19 protein-coding genes are annotated in these 21,331 nt (G+C 33.6%); 13 read left to right on the top strand and 6 right to left on the bottom strand.

Annotation, left to right across the window (positions count from 1 at the left end):
- Positions 1-66: 66 nt before the first annotated feature.
- The 11 genes from ACFSJT_RS05995 (at position 67) to ACFSJT_RS05945 (ending at position 14,768) form a co-directional block, all read left to right on the top strand.
- Positions 67-1,359, top strand: a complete 1,293-nt coding sequence (locus tag ACFSJT_RS05995) for an aminopeptidase P N-terminal domain-containing protein (RefSeq protein ID WP_378319312.1) — start codon at positions 67-69, stop codon at positions 1,357-1,359.
- 170 nt (positions 1,360-1,529) lie between these two features.
- Complete coding sequence (locus ACFSJT_RS05990) at positions 1,530-3,185, top strand: tetratricopeptide repeat protein (protein WP_378319311.1); 1,656 nt, start codon at positions 1,530-1,532, stop codon at positions 3,183-3,185.
- Between the two features lie 120 nt (positions 3,186-3,305).
- Positions 3,306-3,608 (top strand): hypothetical protein, encoded by a 303-nt coding sequence (locus tag ACFSJT_RS05985; protein WP_378319310.1) that lies wholly within the window; start codon positions 3,306-3,308, stop codon positions 3,606-3,608.
- A gap of 133 nt (positions 3,609-3,741) precedes the next feature.
- Positions 3,742-5,235, top strand: a complete 1,494-nt coding sequence (locus ACFSJT_RS05980) for an autotransporter outer membrane beta-barrel domain-containing protein (protein WP_378319309.1) — start codon at positions 3,742-3,744, stop codon at positions 5,233-5,235.
- 59 nt (positions 5,236-5,294) lie between these two features.
- Positions 5,295-7,169 carry a hypothetical protein gene (locus ACFSJT_RS05975; protein WP_378319308.1) on the top strand — a complete coding sequence of 625 codons (1,875 nt, stop codon included), beginning with the start codon at positions 5,295-5,297 and terminating at the stop codon, positions 7,167-7,169.
- A gap of 70 nt (positions 7,170-7,239) precedes the next feature.
- Positions 7,240-9,012 carry a hypothetical protein gene (locus tag ACFSJT_RS05970; protein ID WP_378319307.1) on the top strand — a complete coding sequence of 591 codons (1,773 nt, stop codon included), beginning with the start codon at positions 7,240-7,242 and terminating at the stop codon, positions 9,010-9,012.
- A gap of 193 nt (positions 9,013-9,205) precedes the next feature.
- Entirely contained in the window at positions 9,206-9,844 is a 639-nt protein-coding gene (locus ACFSJT_RS05965; protein ID WP_378319306.1) for a hypothetical protein, read from the top strand.
- A gap of 38 nt (positions 9,845-9,882) precedes the next feature.
- A complete protein-coding gene (locus ACFSJT_RS05960) occupies positions 9,883-10,785 on the top strand; it encodes a hypothetical protein (protein ID WP_378319305.1) in 903 nt (300 codons plus the stop codon).
- Between the two features lie 45 nt (positions 10,786-10,830).
- A complete protein-coding gene (locus tag ACFSJT_RS05955) occupies positions 10,831-11,448 on the top strand; it encodes a hypothetical protein (RefSeq protein ID WP_378319304.1) in 618 nt (205 codons plus the stop codon).
- Between the two features lie 295 nt (positions 11,449-11,743).
- Positions 11,744-14,245 carry a WG repeat-containing protein gene (locus ACFSJT_RS05950; protein ID WP_378319303.1) on the top strand — a complete coding sequence of 834 codons (2,502 nt, stop codon included), beginning with the start codon at positions 11,744-11,746 and terminating at the stop codon, positions 14,243-14,245.
- 16 nt (positions 14,246-14,261) lie between these two features.
- Positions 14,262-14,768, top strand: a complete 507-nt coding sequence (locus ACFSJT_RS05945) for a nuclear transport factor 2 family protein (RefSeq protein WP_378319302.1) — start codon at positions 14,262-14,264, stop codon at positions 14,766-14,768.
- 101 nt (positions 14,769-14,869) lie between these two features.
- Here ACFSJT_RS05945 and ACFSJT_RS05940 read toward each other — a convergent pair whose 3' ends face one another.
- The 4 genes from ACFSJT_RS05940 to ACFSJT_RS05925 all read right to left on the bottom strand — a co-directional run bounded on the left by ACFSJT_RS05940 (position 14,870) and on the right by ACFSJT_RS05925 (position 16,817).
- A complete protein-coding gene (locus ACFSJT_RS05940) occupies positions 14,870-15,361 on the bottom strand; it encodes a hypothetical protein (RefSeq protein ID WP_378319301.1) in 492 nt (163 codons plus the stop codon).
- Between the two features lie 99 nt (positions 15,362-15,460).
- On the bottom strand, positions 15,461-15,865 hold the full coding sequence (locus ACFSJT_RS05935; protein ID WP_378319300.1) for a hypothetical protein: 405 nt from the start codon (positions 15,863-15,865) through the stop codon (positions 15,461-15,463).
- A gap of 103 nt (positions 15,866-15,968) precedes the next feature.
- Positions 15,969-16,544, bottom strand: coding sequence for a hypothetical protein (locus ACFSJT_RS05930; RefSeq protein WP_378319299.1), 576 nt, complete (start codon positions 16,542-16,544; stop codon positions 15,969-15,971).
- Positions 16,545-16,571: 27 nt separating this feature from the next.
- A complete protein-coding gene (locus ACFSJT_RS05925) occupies positions 16,572-16,817 on the bottom strand; it encodes a hypothetical protein (protein ID WP_378319298.1) in 246 nt (81 codons plus the stop codon).
- 365 nt (positions 16,818-17,182) lie between these two features.
- Between ACFSJT_RS05925 and ACFSJT_RS05920 the strand changes: the two genes are divergently transcribed.
- A complete protein-coding gene (locus ACFSJT_RS05920) occupies positions 17,183-17,557 on the top strand; it encodes a VOC family protein (protein WP_378319297.1) in 375 nt (124 codons plus the stop codon).
- Positions 17,558-17,698: 141 nt separating this feature from the next.
- Here the strand turns inward: ACFSJT_RS05920 and ACFSJT_RS05915 are convergent, their stop codons facing one another.
- Complete coding sequence (locus tag ACFSJT_RS05915; RefSeq protein WP_378319296.1) at positions 17,699-19,042, bottom strand: cytochrome-c peroxidase; 1,344 nt, start codon at positions 19,040-19,042, stop codon at positions 17,699-17,701.
- A gap of 119 nt (positions 19,043-19,161) precedes the next feature.
- Positions 19,162-20,436 (bottom strand): branched-chain amino acid transport system II carrier protein, encoded by a 1,275-nt coding sequence (brnQ, locus tag ACFSJT_RS05910; RefSeq protein WP_378319295.1) that lies wholly within the window; start codon positions 20,434-20,436, stop codon positions 19,162-19,164.
- A gap of 37 nt (positions 20,437-20,473) precedes the next feature.
- Here brnQ and ACFSJT_RS05905 point away from each other — a divergent pair, with 37 nt between their 5' ends.
- Entirely contained in the window at positions 20,474-21,256 is a 783-nt protein-coding gene (locus ACFSJT_RS05905; protein WP_378319294.1) for an alpha/beta fold hydrolase, read from the top strand.
- The last annotated feature ends 75 nt before the right edge of the window (positions 21,257-21,331 follow it).

Raw genomic sequence — 21,331 nt, 5'->3', positions numbered from 1 at the left:
TAACAATACATCCTTTTGGCTTTAGTATTTTTGGAAATCCATAATGACTATGTAATACGTTATATAATGAAATACCATCCCATAGATCGCAACCTTTTTATCAAAAACCGAAAGAATTTTACGGCACAGATGAAACCGAATAGCATTGCTGTTTTTAATAGTAACGATACATATCCAATAAGTGCAGATAGCACTATGCCATTTGAGCAGCACAGAGATATCTTTTATCTAAGCGGTGTTGATCAGGAAGAGAGCGTTTTGCTTTTATTTCCTGATGCACCCCATGAAAAACATAAAGAAATTTTGTTTTTGAAAGAAACCAGTGAGCTTATTGCTATTTGGGAAGGAGAAAAACTTACTAAAGAACGTGCTTTTGAAGTATCGGGTATAAAAACAGTATATTGGTTACAGGATCTGGAAAAGGTTTTCTTTGAAGTGATGACTCAATGTGATACAGTATATGTGAATACCAACGAGCATTATCGATCTAATGTAGAAACCGAAACCAGAGAAGATCGCTTCACCAAGTGGTGGAAGAATAAATATCCCGCCCATTCTGTAGCCAAAAGTAATCCCATTTTACAACGACTTCGTTCTGTAAAAGATCCTATAGAAATCGATCTCATGCAAACGGCTTGTAATATTACTGAAAAAGGATTTAGAAGACTTTTAGGTTTTGTAAAACCAGGAGTTTGGGAATATAATATTGAAGCAGAACTCTTACATGAGTTTATCAATAACCGATCCAAGGGGTTTGCCTATACGCCCATTATTGCAAGCGGTAACAATGCCAATGTATTACACTATATAGAAAACAACCAAGAGTGTAAAGCGGGAGATCTTATCCTTATGGATATAGCGGCAGAATATGCCAATTACTCTAGTGATTTATCAAGGACAATTCCTGTTTCAGGAAGATTTAATAAACGTCAAAGACAAGTATACGATGCGGTGTTACGAGTTAAAGATGATGCTACCAAAATATTGACACCAGGGACCATTTGGGCAGATTATCACATTGAAGTAGGAAAGATGATGACGTCAGAATTGCTTACCCTTGGACTTTTAGACAAAGCCGATGTGAAAAATGAAGATCCCGATTGGCCGGCATATAAAAAATACTTCATGCACGGCACATCACACCATATTGGTCTGGATACCCACGACTACGGAGTTTTAACCGAGCCCATGCAAGCCAATATGGTATTTACGGTAGAACCTGGTATTTATATCCCAGATGAAGGCTTTGGAGTACGTTTAGAAGATGATGTGGTAATACAAGAAAAAGGAGAACCCTTTAACCTCATGGCCAATATTCCCATCGAAGCTGATGAGATTGAAGAGTTGATGAATCAGTAGTAAAAGCAATAATGTATAATACTAAACAGGCCTCTGAAATACTAGAGGCCTGTTTTTTTTTGATATCAATTTTGAGGCTAATTATTCTTTATAAACTTTATAAAAGCAATATATTTGATAGTATATTAAACTAATTAAAGAATTATTGTCTTTTTAGAGTTTCATCAAAAATGCCAAAGTCCCTGTATCTTATCATTATCGTAATCTTAGTAAACGCTTCTGCAAATTTTGCTCAAGATCATTCTGTTGTAGATTTTTCTCTGTATAATCAAAAAGTTATTTCACCAAATGACAGTATTGCCAAATACAAGCAATTGTTAAGCACATCGAATCGTGCAGGTGATTTGGAGGCGTTTAAAAAATACAGTCATATCATTTTTCATATTGCTGAAGCCAACGAATTAAAAGAAGATCAGGTTGCTGCATTGGTGTACCTAGCAATTTATTACCAGCAAATAGATCAATATGAGGAATCTCTAGCCAGGTATCTTGAAGCTGAAAAGCTAAGTAATTCTCTTCCTGAGAATTCATATTCGAGAATTCTTGTACAGGTAAACCTTGGGAATTTGTACAATAGCATTGAGAATTACGAAAAAGTAAAAACCTCAATGAAAAAAGTTATAGTATTAGCCAAATATCAAAAAAATCCAGATAGTTTCATTATTTCGGCATATAATTCTTTGGGAACAGCAAATCTCAATCAAGGTAATTATGCTGAAGCTTTGGAATACATGTACAAGGCCAAAGATCTGGCTCAAAAAATGGACAGAAATGATAGAATCATAGGGGCCTTGATCAATATTGCTGAATGTCAACGTCATTTAGGTCAGTACGACCAAGCTATAGAAAACAGTCAAAAAGCTTTGAACAAAATTGACAAGAATGAGTCTATAGAACTTAAAGCTTCTGCCAATTGTGTAATGGGTATTTCTTATTATTTATCAAATCGACCAGTAAATGCACTGACTAGATTAAAAAAAGCTCGTGATTTGGCTACACAAGGAAATTTTTTGAATATCAAAATGGAGTCCCATGAATATTTAGCCAAAACCTATGAGGCATTAGACAGTATCAAAAACTCCTTAAAAGAACAAAAAGCTTATATCAAAACCAGAGAAAAATATTTAAAAACTCTTTCAAAGGCTCAAAGGTTAAAATTAGAAGAAGAAACAAAAGACAAAACAAGAATTATAACAGATCAAAAACAATCAATAACCCTTTTAAGTCAAGAAAAACAACGCTACGTTTTCTTAGGGGTTGTTTTGGTGGTTCTGTTATTAGTATCCTCAATTATTTATTGGAATAAGCGTAGAAAACTAGCAGAAGAATCTTTACAGCTACAGGGTGATAAATTATTATTACAAAACGAAAATGAAGCCCTCAAAGATACTTTGAACGCATTAGCCAAAGAAAATCAACAGCGAGAGTTTTCTGAAGAAACTAGCGAAGCACAACAGCCAAAAAAGTCTTCGCTTAGTCGAGAAGATCAACAAAAATATATGGCACTTATCTTAGACTATATGGAAGAAGAAAAACCATATTTGGATCAAGAAATCAAACAATCTGATATTGCTGATCATTTACATATGAGCGTACATCTTTTTTCAGAGGTTTTGAATGTTTGTTTTCAGAAGAATTTTAACAACTTCATTAACCTTTATAGGGTCGATACCGCAAAAAAAATGATGAAAAATCCGAAGTTTAAACACTACAAAATTTTGGCTATTGGATATGAAGCCGGTTTTCCGAGCAAGACATCATTCAATAGAATATTTAAAAACCTTGTGGGACTCACCCCTTCAGAATTTCAAAAGAAATATATCTAAACTCTACATCACAAGATAAATAGACGCTCCAATTTATAATTTGAACCTTTTTCTTTATCATTTCTTTTTACTTTCGGCGCGATATTAAGATACTTTGTCATCAGTCAGAAATAAAAATTAATGAAAACACTTAAAATATTTCTAAGTATACTTTTGCTTTTTTCCTTTCTTTTTCTTGGGTTATTAGTACATACTGTATATTACTCCAACCACGGTCCTGATGGTTTGGGTGGGTTTTTTGAAAGTATTTTTTATGGAGGAGCATTTTTAATTTGTGCTATTGTTTCGATAAGTCTTGGTACCATAATCTTATTGCCCAATACTTCTAATATGCTTCGATTTATTGTTGCTACATTGGTTTCTTTACTTACAGTTTATGTTGCATTAGCTTTGACCATTTTACCCGCTATACGTATTTGGTAAAAGCCTGATTTGTCTTAAAAACTATGCGTGCCAAATTATAATCTGGTACTCTTTTCTATTTCTTCTCATCTACATTTGAACAAAATTATTCAAAATCATTTTTTAGAAAACTATAACCTAGATCTTAATAACTATGAAAAATTTTTGTACTCATCTTTTTTTAATTACCCTTTCAATATTTATATTCTCATGTAACGGCGAAGACGGTATGGATGGCATTGACGGCGTTGACGGAGTCGATGGTGTTGATAACGGATTAGGAATTCTTGCTTTATCTGGCGAGATTACCAATGAGGAAGCAGCAGAAATAGTAACTGAAGGGTTTGGAACCAACACCCACACGATATTAATAACGAATACTACAAATCTAACTGCTTTAGACTTAAGCAACATTTCCAGTTTGGTCAAGCTAGAGGTTTCGGATAATGAAAATTTACAAAATCTATCATTACCTGATCTGGAATCTACCGCCGAAAATATAACTATAAACAATAACCCAACACTGGAGCGCATAGATTTTCAAAACCTCAGGACGACATTAGGATCCTTATCTGTAAGTTCTAATGCTATGTTAACTTCAATTAATCTAACGAGCCTTACGAGTACTTCAGGATTGAGTTTTTTTCAACATCCATTACTTGAGAATATAAATTTGCCCTTATTAGTTAAGGTAGACGGTAATTTAAGTATTTCGAATCATGCAAACTTAACAAACTTAGAATTGGGCGTTACCGAATTGGGATTTCTTAATATTTCAAGAAATGATAACCTACTGGCAATTAATCTGCCGAATATTATAAATGCTAAGGGGATTGGTGTTTCCGGTAATTTAGTACTAGAAAACATAAATTTACCTGTGCTTGAAACCATAAGCTCAGAAGGAACATCTAGGCTTAACATTGACGGAAATACTAATCTAACCACAATAAATATAAGTAATTTGACCCATGCTGGTATTATTTCTATAACGGGCAATGCAAACTTGACGGCGTTTAATGCCGATGTATTGACAACGGTTAACTCTATAAGAATCGATAGAAACCCTAGCTTGATTACAACCTCATTTCCTAATCTAGAGAGCGGTGGTAGCATCTCTATCAATCGAAATGGAGCGTTAACAGGTTTCAATTTCAACAGTTTAACGCTGCTTGATATCGGTTTGACCACTACAAGTAATAGCGCACTAACAGCACTGTCTTTCCCTCTTTTAAGATCGATAGGCAGTGAGAACAGGGTTGATTTTGTAATCAGGAATAATGGTTCAATCAATAGTATATCTTTTCCCAGCTTAGCAATTTATGGTGGTAATAACACAGGAAGTATCGAAATTAGAGAAGTTGGTTTAGAAACAGTAAATTTTGCTCAACTTGCTACGATTTCTAGTTTCACTATTAATTCTAATACTACGTTAACTACTGCAGACTTATCTTCTATTCAAAATTTTGATAGGATCAGTTTTACCAGACTTTCAACAGCCGTAATTGATACTATTATTACCCAATTAGTAAATATTACACCAGCCATTACCGGTAAAAATATCTCTATTACCGGAACTGCATCTGCACAAGCCTTGATCGATATAGAAACCTTAAGAACTAACGGTAACACGGTGAATATTGTAGAATAAAGTGTAGACTAAAAACTTTTTAAAATATAAATATGAATACTACCCAAAATCATTTAATTATGAAATATATATTTCTTAGAATTTTCATGGTAACCCTTGCTGTAACTATTTTTTCTTGCAACCCAGAAGATGGTGAAGATGGCGTAAACGGTATAGACGGCATAGACGGCACAGAAAGCAATGGCGCTGGATATCTCGTAATTTCTGGAGATATGACCAATGAAGAAGCGGTTGCTTTGGCTGCAGGAACAGCCGGAAAAAATACGCACACCCTATTGATAAAAAATACGACAAATATCACTTCAATAGAGCTGCCAGAAATCTCAACCCTTGTGAAACTAGAAGTCGTGGGTAACGAAAACCTACAAAGATTGTCTTTGCCTAATCTAAATGCTTCTTATGAAAATATTTCAATAAACAATAATCCAATGCTAACAGCCATTGATATGTTAAGTTTGGAGGCAACTTATGGAGGTTTTGCTATTAACGGCAATCAAACTTTGGAAAGTATTAATTTGCCAAATCTGAATACTTGTGAAAGTCTTCGAATTGGAGACACCCCATTATTAGAAAGTTTAAATTTACCGTCAGTATTGGAAATAGGGACACTACGACTAGAGTCTCTAGAAAACTTAACAACTGTAAATTTAAACACAGTAGAATCGATTATCTTTCTCAATTTTCGACGAAATGAACGGCTAACGACTCTCAATCTTCAAGCATTAAGAACTACCAGAGAAATTACGATTTCTGAAAATTCGGCTCTAGAAGTAATTATTCTACCCTCCTTAACCTCCAACATCGCAAATCAGAATGATCTTTTTTCTGATGAAGATCAAGGTATTAATATTACCAGAAATGCCAATCTTACAACCATTAATCTTAATAATCTAGTAAGTACAGGAGGAATACGAATTGATAACAATGAAAACCTCATCACACTCAATACCGATGCTGCGCTATCGCCAGGGTTTATTTCTATTTCGGATAATCCAAACCTTAATGAGATATCATTTCCGGTTGCAACGAGTGTTTCTGGGGTGCTCGTTCAAAAAAATGGAACTTTGGCCAGTTTGGCGTTTCCAAATGTTACAGAAAATGAAGGTCGTATAAGTATTTCAGAAAATTCTTTACTAACTAGCATAGACTTTCGCAGATTAACTACTTCGAGCGGTGTTGGCGTTTCAGAAAATGGAATGTTAACCAGTATCAATTTTAATGCATTAGTAAATAATGATGGTTTTCTTACTATATCAAATAATCAAAATTTGCAAGTTGCATCTTTTCCTGGGTTGACAGTTTCAACAAGAAACTTTGTGATTTCGAGAAATGCTGCTTTAACTACGGCAAGTTTTCCTGTACTCGCTACAATAGGAAATGATACGCGTTCTAATCTTACCGTTTCAGATAACCCGTTAATGACCGATCTTGATTTTTCAAGTTTGACGACCTTAGACATGGGACTTTTGATCTCAGGAAATAGTGCCTTAACTACATTGTCATTTCCTCGATTGACTACTGTTGGAAATGAAAATTCGCTCAGGTTCATAGTTTCAAATAATAATGCAATGACGAGTCTTTCATTTCCGAATTTAGAAACAGTAAATACTATTTCAACCATTAGCATTAGTGAGAACCTTTTAGCAACCATCAATTTTGATAGGCTCAACACCTTTGCTACTTTAGATGTGGACTCCTCGGTTTTAGTAGAATCTCTAACACTTTCGTCCCTTCAGGATTTTACACGACTAAGTTTAAATACTCCTGGAAGACTTTCTACTGCAGTAATAGATGGCATTTTAACACGATTAGTAAATATCACACCTGCCATTAGTGAGAAAAGCATATTCATTACTGGAGTTGCCTCTGCACAAGCACAAACCCAGGCACAAACCTTGAGAGATAATGGTAATTCGGTAACGATCACAGAATAATTTTAAACAATTTAATAGAACACATTGTATTCAATCTGTTCAAAAAAATAAAAACTTAAATCATTTGATTATGAAAAATATATTTATCAGGTTTGTCGTGATATCTCTTGCCATAACGACCTTTTCATGTAGTGATGGTGAAGATGGTATTGACGGTGTTGATGGTGTAAACGGCTTTAATGAAGGGCTTGAATATCTAGTGTTTGCTGGCGATATTACCGATGATGAAGCTGCACAAATTGCCTTAGAAAATAAAGGAAAAAAAACACACACTGTTCTGGTGATTAACACCACCAATCTAACTACGCTCAACCTTTCTGGCATATCAGGATTAATAAGACTAGAAGTGAGGGATAATGAGAATCTACAAAGTCTTTCTTTGCCTGATCTTGAGTCTGTTGTCGAGGATATTGAAGTGTATTCTAATAGTGCCTTATCTACACTAAATTTTGAAAATCTGGGCACCATTAATAGCCTTTTTGTTGAGGGTAATACTGCACTTACTTCAATCAATTTAGGAGCAATGACAACAGTGACCAGGCTAGATTTTGAAGTTAATCCAGCTCTAGAAACGTTAAGCTTTCCAGCGCTTACTACTCTGGAAAGACTGAATATCGAAACGTCAGAAAATTTGTCAAATCTCGATATCTCTAATCTAGAAACCGCCGGAACTTTGTCTATTGAAAAAACAATGCTGTCTCAAATTAATTTTCCTGGATTGCAGACATTAGGTGGATTATTTATAGAAGACAATGAGAATCTGCAAACTATTAATATCCCCTCTGTTACCAATACGCCAGAAGATGGTGCTAGTTTTACTATTGAAGATAATGTAAACTTGACTACTGTAAGTCTTGGGAGCTTAAATAAACTCGATCGATTAAGTGTTGAGGATAATGAGAATCTAACATCTTTTGAAGCTAATTCGGTGGTGACTATTACAGATAACTTCTCTTTAGACAACAATCCAAGGCTTCTTACTTTTGCAATGCCTAACTTAGTCACCTGTAACTCGAGAATAAGCGTTCGTCAAAGCAATTTGACTACTATACGTTTTGATTCGTTAGAAACTGTAGAAGGAGGGATAAATTTTTCGGAAAATCCTGAATTAGTCGCTTTAGAATTTCCAAATCTTAGCACTACTTCTGGAATTACAATTTTAGAAAATCAAAAATTGACTACTGTACAATTTGATGGTTTGGTAACTATGGGCACTTCTTTAACTATTTCAAACAATCCTGCCCTGGAAAGTTTATCCTTTTCAGGATTAACTACATTGGGAACACCAGATATTCGTAATTTCTTAAGCATAACCAATAATTCGTTGATCAATAGTGTAAATTTTTCTAGTTTGACGACTTTAAATGGAGGGTGTTCTATAACAGGAAATAGTGCATTAGTATCAATTTCATTTCCTTCTTTAACCACAGTGACCGGTAGTGATACTTTTACTGATCTAAGGATAAATAATAACACTTCTATTACTAGTATTGCTTTTCCAAGTCTGGAAACGCTTACCAGTATTCGCAATCTTGAAATTAGCGAAAACCTACTAGAAAATGTAGATTTCAGCAATCTTTCAACATTCGATAGATTAACTATTAACTCTTCGGTATTATTAACCTCGGTAAACTTGTCTTCAGTCGTCGATTTCACATCAATAGATATACTTGGTATTGGTGGACTATCTACCCCTGTTATTGATCAAATATTGGCAAGATTAGTAAGTATTACTCCGGCAATTACAGGTAAAAGAATACGCTTGCGAGGTGACTTATCTGCACAAGGAGCTACTGATAGGGACACTTTAGTTGCCAATGGAAATAGTGTGTCTATATTTTAATGGATAATGAAGTATCATAGATAAGCATAATTAAAGAGGCTGTCTAGAAAGTCGTCATTTCGAGAGAAGCGAAGGAATCTGTTAAATTTAAGTTACTGATAAACAGATTACTTCTCCGTCCAAAGGCGGATCGTAATGACGTTTTCTTATCCTTTTTAGACAGCCCCCCAAACTATCAATAAGAATATAAATCATGTGGATATCAGTTAAAGAATATGTTATTGAAGAACGCAAGTTCAATTTACTAACCAAAAATTGTTCCTCTGGGAAAGTGCTGCTTCAATTGAAACGGAGAGACGTGCAAGCTTCATTTTTTCTTTTCCCCAAAAAAGTAACCGAACTCATCTGCATTGACACAGGTAAGCAAATAAAAAAATCTGATTGGACTATAGAGATCAAAGAAACAGCAGCAGAAATGAAAAAAAGCCTGAAAGTTCCAACCTGGGGATATTGGACTGCCGGCATCGTAGTACTATTACTTTTTGTTGCTGTTCCTATTGGTTTTTATTCTGAAATCAAGAGTAATGACGTTTATCAAGAGTCCTTTATGGCTAAAAGCAATCAAGAAAAGAAAATCGTTTTAGAAAAATTAGATGCTGGAGACTTGGTCGCCACTATGAGCAAAGTATATAAGATACAGGCTGTAGATGCTAAATCTATAGTCTTACTTGAAAGCAGGAACCCTGCGCCAGAAAGTTTTACAGAGGGATTGGCCAACGAGGCATATCCCCAGACATCATTTACAAATACCAAACTTGAAGTGCCTAAAACCGTATTTCTTAACGGAATGATTTCAAATAGCGATATAATCCTGAATGTTTTGGATAATTAAATGCTTATCATTGAAAACAGAAATAATACAACAAAATTATGAAATGGGTTGTAACGTTAATTTATTGTTTTACCATATTCATCACCAACGGGCAGTCCCTGAAAGAACAATTATGGGATTTCGCAACAACTTGTAACGAATCGTTAAGACAAGGCTATGAGATGAATCATGGTTTTCTTCCCACAAGTCTTAACCAATATTGCACTACCTGTATTGATGATGCAAAAAATGGATATTTGTTTATAGAGGGCACTTATCCAACCTGTGGATGTTATTGTAAAAGCCAAGTAGGTGCCTACAAAAAAGCCAATGGCAACTATGTTCTTGTAAAGAACGAGTTTTGGTCATGCGACAACAATTACGGTATATATTCTACAGAAACTATCGATAGCATAATGCCTGCGGGTTTTAATCTTAGTAATTTTAATCCGAGTATTCAAAAAGATGTGCTTTCATATTTTTATACAGAGATTAAAATTCCAAGGATAGGAACAGATACAGAGATCACTTTAAAACCTTTTGCTTTAGGTCAAGTCGGTACAGGGAATAAAGGATTTTCGTATAATACCAAGAACTCTAAGATAATATACTCAGATCTTTTTTCTATAAAACATCTTATCGTCGAAACCTTACAAGATGAATCTCAACTGAATTTACTTATGGAGAAAAAAATAAATCTACTAACTCAAAAAAATCGACAAAAGGTTTTACAAATGATCGGAGAAAAAAAGGAATTCAAGTCCATTAATGAATTAGTTGAGAGGTTACAATTTATCAAGAAAATCTATGAACACTATGTATCTTTAGGATATACAAAAATGATATTATCATGGCATAGAGAAGAAGGAAGGTTTATAATCAAAAGTAAATCAGGGAAACCTGGTAAGCTAAAATTTATTGATTTCTTAAAAACTACGCCTTGTTTTGCCTATCTCTGTTAATTCTAAATAGTTAGAAAACTTAAATTAATAGTAAAAATGGAATCGATGCTGAATATTAATGTGTCAAATATTGTTATGGCTTTATTGATTTTAGGCCTTGCGTCCTGCACTCCTAGAGAAAACACTAACAGAAAAATAAAATTACCAATAGCATATACACATGCGCTACATGATCAATTATCCCCATATGAGGTGTATTTAGATAGTTTTAAGGTTGAAAATGCTACTGACACCCTTTTGGTTCAGCGTAAAAGCAGGATTTTTTATTGTGGTACCGGAGCTTTAGAATACTATAAGGAACTTAAAGAAAAACGACTACATCAATATTTTGAAGAATACGGTGATTTGGTTCAACATCCTAACTTTATTGAAAAAATGGAATCCAATAATAAAGCTAAAATACTTTGGGTAAACCGTGGTAATGAAGGTGAATTAATGCAGTTAGAAGATAACAACTTACACAAAAATGATGTGCTAGAAAAACAACTTTTTAAAGAAAAACTTTTTATTCAAATTACAGAAAATCCGATTTCTATGAACAGTGTAGAAATTTATACCATTATCACGAATCCTTTTATAAATAAAACCACTAGAATTACACACAACATCACCAAAAAAAATGGCAACTGGAAAATGAAACAAACCAAGAACGAATCTTGGTAAGACGAAGAGAGAGACAAGTATAGTAGGTTTATCTTTAGAAGTAATTATGGCAGAAATGACTAGCTTGTATAAAAAGAAATCATGTCGGGAATATTAGGTTGAATATTAATGCTAACACCTGTATCCAGGATTTACTATGGGATAGCATGTTTGACCATTGCTTTAATAGGGGTCTTAACAATGTCATCTTGTCAACAAAGTTGGATTTATAAAACGGTTGTAACAGTTGTTATCATAGGGATATATGTTGTATTATATTAGTAGCCTCCTTTCTATAAACAATGTAATAATAATCATGACGAATATTAAAATGTTCAAAAACTTAACTTTAAAATCAATACTGATAGGTCTAGTGATGTTTGCCTGCTCATATACTTTTGGACAAAATAAGTCAAATAGTATTCCTAAGTCAGGATATTATGTTATAGATAGTTTATCACACAATATTCCTCAAGATATTATGCGATCTGTAAAATGGAGCATTTCTATAGACTCACTACCACAACAATCCTATTATATTTTAGAGACCAAACCTGAAGCTTCTTTTATCAATGCGTACGCTTTAGAAACTATAAAAAAGGATAGTATCGATTTTCGGGCGCTAAAGATTATGGACGGATCTGATAACACCTTACGTCTCATAGACGAAAATCAGTTTGTTATTCAATTGAATATGAGTTTGTCATTAACAGAGCCATCTAATTTTGCAATCAAAATGCGATTAAAAAAAGTCGCTGAAAGCGATGCCCTATTGGCAAATATTAAGACTAGCATTGAAGAATCAAATAGAAAGAAAAAGAAGGAAAAAGATCGATTAGTAAAAAACTTTTTGTCTGCCGCTCAGCAATCTACAGTGGGATATGTTACCGCTATCGATATAAGTGATTATGGACTTGCAATCCCATTACTATATACAACGAAGTCTCTAAGAGAGTCAGGAGAAAAAACGTCTTTATATGCCTTGAAAAAAGACAGCTTTCTTGGCGGTATCACTTTTGGAATGTACAATAATCATTTTTATGGGCATACCAATATTGGAGTAGTAACTTCTAAAAAACCAATTACAATAGCTGACTATATTGCCGTAGCACCTAATTACAGGCAAGAGGAATTCTATAAAAGTGATAGCCTGTTATTATATCGGTTTTTTGAGGATTATAGATTTATCGCCATCAAAAAAATAGACAAAAATACCTATGCTATCGCAGAAGCTGAGAGTGAAAATAAGAATATTCAAGAATTAAAAGAGTACTACAGTATTTTTAATTCTATAAACACTATTTCAAAGGTAAATACCTTGGATTTAAAGTCACTTTTTCTAAAAAAAGCCGATTTTCTAGAAACAGACAAAGAAAAAAACTTGTTTTTAAGAATAGAAAAAGAGGTGAATCAAGAGGTAAAAGAAAAGATGGAACCTCACAACTTCGTTACAAATAATTCACCAGATAGTTTCTATCTAGAAGAATTCAATACGTATGCAGGAGTTTTTTCGATAACCGATGTATCAATTAAAAAAGTACAAGAAGAAGTTCTAAAAAAATATCCTGAGGCATCTGTTATTCTTAAGACCAAAGATGGGATTGTATTACAACTACGAGATAAGGGCTACAGACCTTTTATATTTAAACAATATCAAGGGTATACTTTACTTTTTCAGATAAAAGAAGGTGTGTTTTCAAAAAGTATTCCTCTTAAAATAGCAGTTAAATTTTATCAAGTAACGCAACGTTTAACACTTAAAGAATATCCTATCTACACCCATTTAAAACCTTACTTTAACAAATTTCAATCAGCCTATAGAGATCGAATTGACTCAACTTATATTTTTATTAAAAACGAAGGCTGGAATACAAGAGGGATTCTTTCGGATAAAGGAAATATTGTTTTAGCTCCAAAATATGAAGATATTAGAAGCTATGAAAACGGATTTATGATAACTATTGACAGCCTCGTACATGAAGGTACTAAAGTCGAAAAAAAGAAGGAATATACCGGATGGGCAAATAGAAAAGGTAAAATTATTCTAAAACCTATATACAAAAATTTGTATCCCATTGAAAAGACCCCTCTTCTAAGTGTTAGAGACTCCCTCTACGGAATTTTTGATGTAGATATGAATCAAATGATTATTCCATTATCCTATGAGTCAATAATTTTCCATAAAGAGGCGCAGCGCATAGAACTCCAAAAAGAGAGTGAAGAATATTTTTTGGCAGATTATAAAGGAGCCATACTTCACAAAGAACCTTTCAAGGATATTAGGGTATTGGGGAAAGAAGCTCCTGTGACTTTTATGGCTACCAGAAATGATAAAGACTTTTTTATTGATCGCGATGGAAAACCTGTAAACGATAATCGATATGATATGTTATATCCACATTATAAGGAAAAGGTGGTATATTACCGTATAGGTTCTTACAATTCTGTTGATAATGAAGATGGTTATTTGGATTATCAGGGAAATATAGTAGAGGAGTTTTCCAGAATTTGCAAAGATATTAACCGAAAAATCACGACGCGACCCAAAGAAGTTTTTATCGCAGATTTAAGCGGAAAAAAATTGCATAAATCTACATTTAAAAACGTGTTTAGAATTCCAGGTAAACCCTTGTTTATAGTAACTCAAGGCAAAAAAATGTTTATTACTGATGATTTAGGTATGCCTATCAACAAAAAACGCTACGACCAATTATTTCCTGTAGTCCCCAGAAAAAGAATTTTTTATAGAATTGGCAAAAAGGGCGAAGACAATACTAAACAAGGATACTTGGATTTTAATGGTAATGAGATTGAATAATTAAAAGGATAAAAACATGAGAATTTATACTTCAATTAAAAGTGCCATAATATTGATATTACTATTTCTTTTGATTTCTTGTAAAGAAGAAAAAAACAAAGTACAAGAAACTAATGATCCAAAACGAAATGAAACTGAAGCCAGGACAACATTGCAAAAACTACTTATGTCTATCGAAAACAAAGATCTGGAGTCTCTTAAAACCACCATGCCCCCCACTGGAAAAATGGAACTAATTATACCTGGCAGAGCGATAACCTATACGGTTGATGAGTTTGTAGAATTACATCAAAACTGGTTCAAAGATACTACTTGGACCATGCAAACCAATATTCTGAACCTAAAAGCAGATCAAAACATAGCGTTTGCTACAACCGATGCCATGTATAAAGAGCCAGAAAGAAATGGCAACCCTTACTTTAACCATATGGTGGTAAGCTATGTTCTGGAAAAAATTGATCATAAATGGTATGTAATAAAGGATCACGCTTGTTCTCTAAAAAAATCTACTGATAAGTTGTAATAGTATCCAAGAGTCTACTTCATTACGAGAATTACATAATTTTATTCATTTTAAAAAAGACGCTTACTACAACTTTTTAGACTAACCGGCAAACCCCGCGGTCACGGTACTTTTATAAAATACTTTTCTTCTAAGGCCTCATCTTGCCAAAAAGCTAATGGAAACTTCCAATAAGGTTTGTCTTCATAAATTACATGATAATCTCCCCAAGTATATTCAAAGGGGTACTCTTTTTTATGTTCTTTTATAAATACTGTCCCAAAAATATATGCTGAAGTGGTACCACTAACCCTTCCGGTATGAAACTGTACCGATATGATTTTAAATTCTGTACCAGCCGGAATGTCTGCTATTTTCTCAATATTTTCAATTCCGTAACCTGTATTGTCTTCAATAATATGAGAATATTTTTTAGGATTAGAAGCAGGGTTTTTAGCAAGTACTACAGGTGTTTTTGTTATTAATTTACGATGAATTAGATCGCTAAATGGTTTTTCTGAAGATACATCTGATTGCTTCGGCAAACAAGAATTAAGTGATAGTATGCCCAAACATAGTAGTATGGCAACGGCAAAATAATTTTTATAATTCATTTGTATAAATAGTTTTTAATATGACTTTGTCAATAAAATATTTTAAACAATTCACCCAAATACAACTGATGTTCTATAATCTAAATAGACCTGTATTTATCAAATTTTTGGTCCTTTGAAAGATGTTCTTACTAACCGGTTGAACTCTTTTTTAAGAGGCTTAAACTCAATATTATGTTCGATACTTGCTTTTTTTAAAGCCGTCTTTACAATTTTCTGCTTTTTGTAGGCCTTAATCCCTATGACAATGAGTAGCCCTACAAAACACATCATAATAATAACCATAGTTGTTTTAATGGTATTAAAATCTGATATACTATAATTATTTCCGGCAAAACCAAGATTATAAATTAAAACAGTGCCCAGAACACCAAAAATCACAAATCGTACGTACAAATAAATTTTTTGATAGTCGCCATATAGATCAAGTATGGCTTTCAATTTGGATTCAGGTATGTTTTTGAGTAGTAGATATTGATTTTCCTGATTAGATGTGCTGTTCATGGTAGTTTACTTTTCTATGTAATTGATTCTTAAGTTTATACTCTGCTTTAATAAATATCTTACATTCTTGCGTACATATTTATGATAAGCAATAAGCTTATTTTTATGACTTTTTAGGTATTTTTTTTCTATTCTTTGATGTAAAACCTATATACTTTATTCCTAAAGAATCTTGTAAATCACTAAGATCGAATTTATAACTAAGTGTATATAGACAATGACAAGAACAATTTTCTCCATAATCAATATAACTTAATGTAATGGTATCCGTAGCAAGATATGCTTCTCCCAGAAAATGATTACAACAATAGGAAACTACTGTTACGTCTACAGTTAATATATCATTTTCACGTTTTAGAGATACAATTCTTCGGTGTTCATCGTATAAATTATCAATACTCAGCTCATCTTCACTACAAGGCTCTAGCATCTCCAGGCTAATTGCTCGCACTCCGTTTAAAGAAAGACTGCTTAGTTTTTTAGAATTTTTAAGAAGAGATGTACCTGTAAGTACCTGTGTACTCCAGCTGGTGCCAGCCGGCATTACTATAGTATCTGTTTCATATTGATCATGATAATACATTGGTCTTTTTATAAACACCGTGTCATATTTTATTTTTTGAGCATAAATGGAGCTACTATAAAATATCCCTAAAATAATGATCATAGCCTTTATCATAGCTTTGTTTTATTATAAAAAATTAAATTATCCAATACCAAACATTTCGAATCCTCCTAGCATTGCGAAAATTAAGTATATGGCAATCACAGAAAGTATTGTGGCTACAAAAAATTGAATCCATTTAGCTTGTTTCGACAATACACTTAGTACTAAAAAAATAACAAAGCCTATTAAACTTATAATAAACAATATCCCCGAAATCATAGCTAACAAAAAACCGCCAAGTCCATCGGCTCCATGATCAGCATAATGTATTATCAAATAATACATGATATAGAAGGATATAGATGATATTAAGAAAATCAGAAGAGGTATCTTATATTTTTTAAAATTCATTCGATGAACTATTTTTATTAAAAACTTTTAAATTGAGCCTTATTGGTAAAAATAGCCAATATAGATAATGTAGAAGTATCAAATTATAATCTGGAACTTGATTCTTATATAAAGAGTCATTCCTTAAAAAGTTGTCGAATTATTTGGGATGTATCTTTTCCTCAAATGTAACCTGAAGACGTTGGATACCCACAAACACTTCGTTTCTTGATCAAACTTCATTCTTTTATTAATTCTCATAGAATATTTATCTGTATTCGTTCGTTACAAACAAAACTTGCTTTCTTATTATGCAACGAATGAAAATTACAGCAGGTCATCAACAAGCGATGCCTTATTTGGTTATTGAAAAAGCCGAAGACTTTATAGATTTTATCAGAAAGATTTTCAATGCACAAGAAATGATTCGCACCCTTGATACAAATCATAGAATTCGCCATTCAGAAATTAAGATTGGAGATAGTACCATTCTTCTTGCCGAAGCTTCAAAAAGCTATCCATCACATCCAGGGTCAATGTATGTATATGTTAAAGATACAGACCAGACCTACTATGATGCCATAGATGCAGGATCAAAATCCCTCATGGAACCTATGGAAGAAGATTATGGTGCTCGTGGAGCTGGTTTCGAAGATCCTTTCGGAAATACTTGGTGGATCGCTACTTTGAATTGAAGATATTATTGTCTCTTCTGATTTTTTCAACAAAAAGCATCAAGGAACAATCTAACTTGTTTTCTTATAGCAAAGCAGGTCTTTGCTGTAATTCTTCTTTTAAGTCAAAATGATTTTTACTGATCTGAATTTTATATTTTATTAATCACATCCAAGATCACTTTTGGACTGCTCGTCATTATTTGGAAAACAAAAACCAGAGTTTATTGTTTCGGGTACATATCTTCTTAAATTTGGATCTCTTAACCCATTTTCGATAAAAACGGTGATATCATCAATCTCCTGATCGGTTAAATCAATAGTGCCAAATTGTGTTGCTAGATTTTCAAATGGCACCTCTGTCGATTGCGGTATTCCATTATTTTTATAAGTTACCACATCTTTAACAGAAGTAAATGTTCCCCCATGACCATAAAATCCATTGTCTATAAGATTATAGAGTGTTGGTGTTTTAAACTTGTAATTATCCTCCTCAATTTTTGTAAAACCTCCCCTTCCTTTTTTAACATTATCAAATCCCAAATCGTCCAGGATAATGGCTTTACCTGTATTATCAAAATCTCCCATTCCAAAAGCATAAAAACCAGTGTCATTCAATGCCGGACCTGTATGACACTCGTAGCATTTTCCATTACCAAAAAAAGCAAGTGCTCCTCTTTTTTCTGCATCACTCATGGCATTAGTTTTCCCTTTTAACCATTCTTGCCATGGAGATTGATTAGCTAATAATGTTCTTTCGTAAGCTGCTATTGCCAATGCCGCATTTAATGTGCTATATCGTTTGTTTTCTTCTATATCGCCAAAAGCTGCATCAAACATTGTTTTATAGCCGAAGGTATTTACAAATTCATCATCTACCAATAATCTATGCACACCCTGACCTTTTAAAGCTTGTACTTCGATTCCCTGAAATCCTAAGAAGTTTTCCTGAATTTGTTCCCAGTTAGCCTCAGTACCCTCATTGGTACCGGTACCTCCAAATTGACCATTCCATAGCATTACATCTTGATAAGCAACATTAAGTATTGTTGGCGAACGTAATGGTTGAATATCGACAGATTCAAGTGGTACATTCGGATCGATCGTTCTTTCGTTTCCATTAAATCCAAAACCAATACCACACTCGCCAATACCTTGTCGTAAACCAGAACTAAATCCAGCACTGGCTTGATGACATGAAGCACAGGAATAGGTGCCTTTCATCTCTTCTATTTTAGGATTTCTACCAAGTGCCGTTTCATGTAGCAATAGTTTTCCCAAAGTAATTTTTGCATCCGTAATCGGGTTCTGGGGGTCCTGAGGAATCTTTGCATAATCATCACTATTGGGCAGTGTATAATAAAGGAGTCCTTTTCCTTCAGAAATATCGACAAGACGCATTCTTAATTCAGTATCTAGATTTGACACTACAGGCACATAATTATCATCATTAGCGCAAGAAAATAAAATTAATGCAATATTTGTGAGTGTAATTATTCTTCTCATAAATTCCCGTTTGTTTTATTATAGGTTTGGTTTTTTACTTTGCGGTTGTTTTTCAGGTGCGAAAGTACCAAAAACCTATACAAAGTAAAAGGGGAAATTACCCCAAAGTTTTGACATAATCATTTTGTACTCATCAGTGAAAATATATTCATGATCACCAACGAAACCAAAGCAGGTACTAGCCATGCAAGACTATAATTGCCAAATGGAAGTATATCTAATACTGGTTGCACTTGTTCTTTAAACCCTATAGAAGCAAAAAAATCTGGGATACTAAATACAATGGTTACAGTAACAACAGTTTTGAAGACTAATGGAGTGGTTAACTTTTCTGTTAGAATATTTAAAAGTATTAAAACAATAGTTACAGGATAAATCAACATTAAGGCTGGGACAGCTACATTAATAATATAGTTAACATCAAACTGACCCATTAAAATGCCCAGAATGCTTCCGGTGATAGCAGTGATTACATAAGCTTTTTGAGAATTTCCGAAGATTCCTTTCATAAAATCGGCTGTTCCGGTTACTATTCCGACAGCGGTCGTAAAACAGGCCAAGGCAACCAAGATACTTAAAAGTACCTTTCCTATATTTCCTAATGTCTTTAAACTTAATCCTGATAGTAATTCTGTTCGAGTAACATCTGGTTCAAATTCTGAGTAAAACAACGCACCATTATAAACCATCCCCATATAAATAATCAAAAGACCAATACCTGCAACAATACCCGATTTTATCATCAAATTACGGTTTCTCATCATATCATTTTCTCCTTTAATTTTTAAAGAAATAATGATTACTCCTCCTACCACTACAGCACCGATTGCATCAAAGGTTTGATAGCCCTCCAACAAACCATGAATTACAGGTGTTTGAAAATTTAGCTCGGCAACAGTGGTTTCTGTTGCAAATATCCCGATGCAAACAACACTTAGAATAACAATAAATATGATGGGAGATAAAAACTTACCCAACAAACTCAAAACTTTAGATCGATTAAGCACAAAAACCAATACCAGGGCAAAGTAGATTCCACTTGTTACCCACGAACTTATATCAAAAAAAGGTTGGATTGCCATTTCATGAGTGACAGAAGCTGTTCTCGGCGATGGTAAAGCAATAGAGACACTATATACTAGCAGACAATAAATCAGACTAAAAGTAGGTGAAACTTTTTTTGCAAAATCTAACATTGTCCCCTGTAGCTTTGCGTGTGCAAAGATTCCTAACAACGGAATAACAACTGCAGAGACTGCAAACCCAACTGTAACTAAAAACCAGGTATCTCCCGCCTTAAAACCCAACAGTGGAGGAAGCATTAGATTTCCTGCACCAAAAAACATCGAAAATAATGCAAATCCCGCAACGAAAGTTTCTTTATTAAATCTCATTTAGTTAGGTTTATGTGCCTAAAAATAGAATTTCAAAATGATTTTAACGTATAAAGGGATCAAAATAAATTATAATATAGTCGGCAAGGGCAGATCAATAGTTTTTTTACATGGTTTTTTAGAGAATTCTACCATATGGAAAGAAACAGTTGCTCTTTTTTCAAATCAATATCGCTGTATCTCTATCGATTTGTTAGGTCACGGCGATACAGAGTGCTTAGGATATATTCATACAATGGAGGATATGGCTTATGCAGTTAAAGCAGTATTAGATCATCTTGAAGAGTCAAGTGTAATATTGGTAGGTCATTCAATGGGGGGATATGTTGCTCTTGCATGTGCTGAACTTTTTCCAGATTTAGTTAGGGGATTAGTCTTGCTTAATTCTACATCTTTCCCTGACAGTGAAGAACGAAAACTAAATCGTTCCCGAGCCATTAATGTAGTCAAGAAAAATCCTAATGCATATACAAGCTTGGCAATCTCTAACTTATTCGCAGAAAAAAATCGATCAAAACTAGTCAAAGAAATTGAAGCGATTAAAAATCAAGCTTCAAAAACCCCTTTACAAGGAATTATATCTGCTTTAGAAGGAATGAAAATACGAAAAGATCGTACATCAGTTTTATTTAATTTTAAAGGTCCCAAAATACTCTTTTCTGGAAAAGAAGATCCTGTTTTGGAACATAGGCAAAGTATTAGGGAAACAGAACAACTCCAGATCGATCTAATCAGTTTTGATGGCGGCCACATGATCTATATCGAAAACAAGGAGAAATTTCTATCAGAGTTAGAGAATTTCTTGAAATTATTCGAATAAAACAAAAATATCAGCACCAATACAATATAGATGAAATACACTTTTTACGGCCCAAAAACCATCAAATGGAAGTGT

This window comes from Aquimarina celericrescens, assembly GCF_042682765.1.
Lineage (GTDB): Bacteria > Bacteroidota > Bacteroidia > Flavobacteriales > Flavobacteriaceae > Aquimarina > Aquimarina celericrescens.
The sequence above is the reverse complement of the archived record's forward strand: the minus strand, read 5'-3'. Positions and strand labels throughout refer to the sequence as shown.

What these genes read in the sequence shown, in the direction of transcription:
- ACFSJT_RS05995 (WP_378319312.1), top strand. Translation starts at nt 67, where the DNA reads ATGAAATACCATCCCATAGATCGCAACCTTTTTATCAAAAACCGAAAG.
- ACFSJT_RS05990 (WP_378319311.1), top strand. Translation starts at nt 1,530, where the DNA reads ATGCCAAAGTCCCTGTATCTTATCATTATCGTAATCTTAGTAAACGCT.
- ACFSJT_RS05985 (WP_378319310.1), top strand. Translation starts at nt 3,306, where the DNA reads ATGAAAACACTTAAAATATTTCTAAGTATACTTTTGCTTTTTTCCTTT.
- ACFSJT_RS05980 (WP_378319309.1), top strand. Translation starts at nt 3,742, where the DNA reads ATGAAAAATTTTTGTACTCATCTTTTTTTAATTACCCTTTCAATATTT.
- ACFSJT_RS05975 (WP_378319308.1), top strand. Translation starts at nt 5,295, where the DNA reads ATGAAATATATATTTCTTAGAATTTTCATGGTAACCCTTGCTGTAACT.
- ACFSJT_RS05970 (WP_378319307.1), top strand. Translation starts at nt 7,240, where the DNA reads ATGAAAAATATATTTATCAGGTTTGTCGTGATATCTCTTGCCATAACG.
- ACFSJT_RS05965 (WP_378319306.1), top strand. Translation starts at nt 9,206, where the DNA reads ATGTGGATATCAGTTAAAGAATATGTTATTGAAGAACGCAAGTTCAAT.
- ACFSJT_RS05960 (WP_378319305.1), top strand. Translation starts at nt 9,883, where the DNA reads ATGAAATGGGTTGTAACGTTAATTTATTGTTTTACCATATTCATCACC.
- ACFSJT_RS05955 (WP_378319304.1), top strand. Translation starts at nt 10,831, where the DNA reads ATGCTGAATATTAATGTGTCAAATATTGTTATGGCTTTATTGATTTTA.
- ACFSJT_RS05950 (WP_378319303.1), top strand. Translation starts at nt 11,744, where the DNA reads ATGACGAATATTAAAATGTTCAAAAACTTAACTTTAAAATCAATACTG.
- ACFSJT_RS05945 (WP_378319302.1), top strand. Translation starts at nt 14,262, where the DNA reads ATGAGAATTTATACTTCAATTAAAAGTGCCATAATATTGATATTACTA.
- ACFSJT_RS05940 (WP_378319301.1), bottom strand. Translation starts at nt 15,361, where the DNA reads ATGAATTATAAAAATTATTTTGCCGTTGCCATACTACTATGTTTGGGC.
- ACFSJT_RS05935 (WP_378319300.1), bottom strand. Translation starts at nt 15,865, where the DNA reads ATGAACAGCACATCTAATCAGGAAAATCAATATCTACTACTCAAAAAC.
- ACFSJT_RS05930 (WP_378319299.1), bottom strand. Translation starts at nt 16,544, where the DNA reads ATGATAAAGGCTATGATCATTATTTTAGGGATATTTTATAGTAGCTCC.
- ACFSJT_RS05925 (WP_378319298.1), bottom strand. Translation starts at nt 16,817, where the DNA reads ATGTATTATTTGATAATACATTATGCTGATCATGGAGCCGATGGACTT.
- ACFSJT_RS05920 (WP_378319297.1), top strand. Translation starts at nt 17,183, where the DNA reads ATGAAAATTACAGCAGGTCATCAACAAGCGATGCCTTATTTGGTTATT.
- ACFSJT_RS05915 (WP_378319296.1), bottom strand. Translation starts at nt 19,042, where the DNA reads ATGAGAAGAATAATTACACTCACAAATATTGCATTAATTTTATTTTCT.
- brnQ (WP_378319295.1), bottom strand. Translation starts at nt 20,436, where the DNA reads ATGAGATTTAATAAAGAAACTTTCGTTGCGGGATTTGCATTATTTTCG.
- ACFSJT_RS05905 (WP_378319294.1), top strand. Translation starts at nt 20,474, where the DNA reads ATGATTTTAACGTATAAAGGGATCAAAATAAATTATAATATAGTCGGC.